This window comes from Acinetobacter sp. YH12241, from assembly GCF_013417535.1.
Lineage (GTDB): Bacteria > Pseudomonadota > Gammaproteobacteria > Pseudomonadales > Moraxellaceae > Acinetobacter.
The window spans coordinates 1-1,210 of sequence record NZ_VPDQ01000076.1 but is presented as its reverse complement, the minus strand read 5'-3'; the positions used below and the strand labels follow the sequence as shown (position 1 = coordinate 1,210).

Sequence of the window (1,210 nt, the reverse complement as noted above, 5' to 3'; positions counted from 1 at the left end):
TGGTGGGTCTGACAAGACTTGAACTTGTGACCCCACGCTTATCAAGCGTGTGCTCTAACCAACTGAGCTACAGACCCTCAGATACATCGTCATGAAGAACAACTTGTTGTGGATTCTTACCAATCGTCAATCTTTCGTTAAGGAGGTGATCCAGCCGCAGGTTCCCCTACGGCTACCTTGTTACGACTTCACCCCAGTCATCGGCCACACCGTGGTAAGCGTCCTCCCTAAGGTTAGACTACCTACTTCTGGTGCAACAAACTCCCATGGTGTGACGGGCGGTGTGTACAAGGCCCGGGAACGTATTCACCGCGGCATTCTGATCCGCGATTACTAGCGATTCCGACTTCACGCAGTCGAGTTGCAGACTGCGATCCGGACTACGATCGGCTTTTTGAGATTAGCATCTGCTCGCGCAGTAGCAACCCTTTGTACCGACCATTGTAGCACGTGTGTAGCCCTGGCCGTAAGGGCCATGATGACTTGACGTCGTCCCCGCCTTCCTCCAGTTTGTCACTGGCAGTATCCTTAAAGTTCCCACCCGAAGTGCTGGCAAATAAGGAAAAGGGTTGCGCTCGTTGCGGGACTTAACCCAACATCTCACGACACGAGCTGACGACAGCCATGCAGCACCTGTATCAGAGTTCCCGAAGGCACCAATCCATCTCTGGAAAGTTCTCTGTATGTCAAGGCCAGGTAAGGTTCTTCGCGTTGCATCGAATTAAACCACATGCTCCACCGCTTGTGCGGGCCCCCGTCAATTCATTTGAGTTTTAGTCTTGCGACCGTACTCCCCAGGCGGTCTACTTATCGCGTTAGCTGCGCCACTAAAGCCTCAAGGGCCCCAACGGCTAGTAGACATCGTTTACGGCATGGACTACCAGGGTATCTAATCCTGTTTGCTCCCCATGCTTTCGCACCTCAGTGTCAGTATTAGGCCAGATGGCTGCCTTCGCCATCGGTATTCCTCCAGATCTCTACGCATTTCACCGCTACACCTGGAATTCTACCATCCTCTCCCATACTCTAGCTAACCAGTATCGAATGCAATTCCCAAGTTAAGCTCGGGGATTTCACATTTGACTTAATTAGCCACCTACGCGCGCTTTACGCCCAGTAAATCCGATTAACGCTTGCACCCTCTGTATTACCGCGGCTGCTGGCACAGAGTTAGCCGGTGCTTATTCTGCGAGTAACGTCCACTTATCCC

Annotated in this window: 1 tRNA gene and 1 rRNA gene; both read right to left on the bottom strand. The window is 52.2% G+C overall.

The features are described from left to right. Positions 1–77 (bottom strand) — tRNA-Ile (locus FTV18_RS15615). A 61-nt stretch (positions 78–138) separates the two neighbouring features. Beyond that, positions 139–1,210, bottom strand: a 16S ribosomal RNA gene (locus FTV18_RS15610); the annotation flags it as partial.